The sequence below is a fragment of the Mesorhizobium sp. M7D.F.Ca.US.004.03.1.1 genome (assembly GCF_003998635.1).
In the GTDB taxonomy this organism is placed as follows: domain Bacteria; phylum Pseudomonadota; class Alphaproteobacteria; order Rhizobiales; family Rhizobiaceae; genus Mesorhizobium; species Mesorhizobium loti.
Window position 1 is genome coordinate 1 of record NZ_RZQG01000742.1, and the last position, 3,006, is coordinate 3,006.

Here is a 3,006-nt window from a genome sequence, read left to right on the forward strand (position 1 = left end):
CATCAGCGTCGCATAGTCCTCATGCAGCGAGAACGACGGATAGAGCGTGACGACGGCGTCGCCTAGCCGCAACACGGCCCGGCTGATGACGGAGAGAAGGTCTTCGGAACCGTTGCCTAGGATAATCTGGTCCTCGGTGACGGCATATTTGTCGGCGATCGCCTGGCGCAGCTTGCGTCCGGCAGGGTCCGGATAGAGGCGGAACATCTCGGACCCGGCATGCATCGTCGTGGCCAGCGACGGGCTTGGCCCGAGCGGGTTTTCGTTCGAACCTAGTTTGGCGATCCTGGCCGGCGCGTATCGTTGTTGCACCTCGTCAATGGTCAGCCCGGAATTGTAGGGCGAAAGGCGGTTGACTTCGGTGCGAACCATATCCGAGGCTTTCGACACGGGCGGGCTCCTCTGCGGCGGATTTCGTCATCAGTACCGCAGCTGAAATAGTTTGTATATGCTTGTATATGTAACTTGATCTGATAGTCTCCAAACTGATGCCGAAGCCGACACCGACCAGGAGGATCACATGCGCAATGCTTCTCTCTTCGATCTCTCCGGCAGGAAGGCGCTTGTCACCGGCGCCAGTCGCGGCATCGGGCGCAGCATCGCCGAAGCGCTGAGCGCGGCCGGTGCCGACGTTGCGGTCACGGCGCGCAGCCTCGCTTCGCTGGAGGACACCGTGGCAGCCATCCGCGCCGCCGGCGGGGGGGCGCATGCCATCGCGCTCGACGTCACCGATGTCGGCCGCTGCCGCGCAGCCACCGAAGAGGCGGCCGGCCTGCTTGGCGGCCTCGACATTCTCGTCAACAATGCCGGCGTGGAAGAGGTTCGGCCCTCGCTCGATGTCGACGAGGCGCTGTGGGACAGGATCGTCGACACGAATCTCAAGGGAGCGTTCTTCTGCGCCCAGGCCGCCGCGCGGCAGATGCGCGACGCCGGCCGGTCCGGCACCATCATCAATCTTTGTTCGCTGACATCTGAAGTCGGAATCCCCACGGCGGTGCCGTATGGCTCGTCTAAGTCAGGCCTGCTCGGCATGACCCGCGCCCTTGCGGCGGAGTGGGCGGAGCTTGGCATAAGGGTCAACGCCATCGCGCCGGGCTATTTTAGGACGGCGATGACTGACGTTTTCTACAGCAACGAGGCATGGCAGCACTCCATGCTGGCCAAGATCCCGCAGCGGCGTTTCGGCGACCTGCACGATCTGCACGGCATCGCGGTGTTTCTCGCTTCGGATGCCGCGGCCTACATAACCGGCCAGTCCATCCCGGTCGATGGCGGCTTTCTCGCCTCGATCTGATGTGCGGTTTGTCTCGGCAGTTTCGACCGGAAGGATGATGGAAAAATTGCTGGCGACCATCATACATACATGTATATGCTTTTGCCCGAGTGAAGCCTCTCGATGGCTTTGATCCTTGTCCCGGGTCGACCTGTCGGCCTGCAGAACTATGGCCGACCAACGTCAGCCGTCATTGCGTTCCAAGAGTTCCAGGAGAACGAGCAAACCATGTCCGAGATCAGCTTCCACGATTTGTCATCCATCGATGCCGACCAGCGCGCCAGTCTGCTGAAGCGCGCCGAGGCCGATCTGACGGTCTTCGTCGAGAAGGTCCGGCCGATCATCCAGGCCGTCAAGGACGAAGGCGACGCCGCCTTGATCCGGTTTGCCAGGGAACTCGACAAGGCCGATGTCGCCGAGGGCGAACTGCAAGTGTCGGAAGCCGAGTTCGACGCGGCGTTCGACAAGGTCGAAAAGGATGTCGTCGAGAGCATCCAGTTCGGCATCGACAACATCAGGCATTTTCATGAGGAGCAGAAGCCGGAAACGATGTGGCTCAAGGAAGTCCGGCCGGGCGCCTATGCCGGCGACAGGTACACGCCGATCGCTTCCGTTGCGCTCTACGTGCCGCGCGGTAAGGGCGCCTTTCCGTCGGTGACGATGATGACGTCGGTGCCGGCGGTGATTGCCGGCGTGCCGCAGATCGCTATCGTGACGCCGCCGACATCGGATGGGTCGGTGGATGCGGCAACGCTCGTCGCCGCGCGCCTCGCTGGCGTGGGGACCGTCTACAAATGCGGCGGCGCGCAAGCGGTCGCCGCCGTCGCCTACGGCACGGAAACGGTGAAGCCCGCGCTCAAGATCGTCGGCCCCGGCAGCCCGTGGGTGGTGGCGGCCAAGAGCGTGTTGTCATCGGTCATCAACACAGGCCTTCCAGCCGGTCCGTCGGAAGCGATCATCTTTGCCGATGACAGCGTCGACGGCGGCCTTGCCGCGCTCGACCTGTTGATCGAAGCCGAGCACGGGCCGGATTCCTCGGCCTATCTGGTGACGCACAGCCGCAAGGTTGCGGAAGCCGCTTTGGCTGCACTTCCAGAACATTGGTCGCGGATGACCGAGCAGCGTGTGGAGTTCTCGCGCGCGGTGCTGACCGGCAAGCGCGGCGGCATCGTGCTGACGGCGTCGCTGGAAGACAGCTACCGCTTCATCAACGACTATGCCCCAGAACATCTCGAGATCCTGTCGAAGGAGCCGTTCGCGCATCTCGGCCGCATCACCGAGGCGGCTGAAATCCTCATGGGTCCGCACACGCCGGTGACACTTGCCAACTTCGTCCTCGGACCCAATGCGGTGCTGCCGACCAGCCGCTGGGCGCGAACCTACGGGCCGCTTTCGGTGACGGATTTCGTCAAGCGCTCGTCGGTCGGCTATGTCACCTCTACGGCCTATCCGGAACTCGCCCTGCACGCCCGCAGGCTCGCCCGCTACGAGGGCTTCAGCTCGCATGAGAACGCGGTCTCGGAAATCCGCGACCGCTATCTCGCCGGCTGAGCGGAAACGATCGCGATGAAGGCTGCTCGACTTTATGGACCTGGTGACCTGCGCGTCGAGGATGTTGCCACGCCGGGCGCGCCGGATGCCGGCTGGGTGAAGCTCAGGGTCGACGCCGCCGGCATTTGCGGTTCGGACCTGCACAATTTCCGCACGGGACAGTGGATAAGTCGGTCGCCTTC

3 protein-coding genes and 1 pseudogene are annotated in these 3,006 nt (G+C 63.3%); 3 read left to right on the top strand and 1 reads right to left on the bottom strand.

Annotation, left to right across the window (positions count from 1 at the left end):
- A pseudogene (locus EN935_RS29020) lies at nucleotides 1-390 on the bottom strand (histidinol-phosphate aminotransferase); the annotation flags it as partial.
- Between the two features lie 130 nt (nucleotides 391-520).
- Here EN935_RS29020 and EN935_RS29025 point away from each other — a divergent pair.
- The 3 genes from EN935_RS29025 to EN935_RS29040 all read left to right on the top strand — a co-directional run.
- Nucleotides 521-1,294, top strand: a complete 774-nt coding sequence (locus EN935_RS29025; protein WP_127373884.1) for a glucose 1-dehydrogenase — start codon at nucleotides 521-523, stop codon at nucleotides 1,292-1,294.
- A 207-nt stretch (nucleotides 1,295-1,501) separates the two neighbouring features.
- Nucleotides 1,502-2,824: a histidinol dehydrogenase gene (gene hisD, locus EN935_RS29035; protein ID WP_127263314.1), complete on the top strand. Its 1,323-nt coding sequence runs from the start codon at nucleotides 1,502-1,504 to the stop codon at nucleotides 2,822-2,824.
- A gap of 15 nt (nucleotides 2,825-2,839) precedes the next feature.
- Nucleotides 2,840-3,006, top strand: a 167-nt coding sequence (locus EN935_RS29040; RefSeq protein WP_164771408.1) for an alcohol dehydrogenase catalytic domain-containing protein, incomplete at its 3' end; no start/stop codon positions are given.

Bases quoted from the DNA above. Each gene is read 5' to 3' on its own strand.
- hisD (WP_127263314.1), top strand. From the start codon at position 1,502: ATGTCCGAGATCAGCTTCCACGATTTGTCATCCATCGATGCCGACCAG.
- EN935_RS29025 (WP_127373884.1), top strand. From the start codon at position 521: ATGCGCAATGCTTCTCTCTTCGATCTCTCCGGCAGGAAGGCGCTTGTC.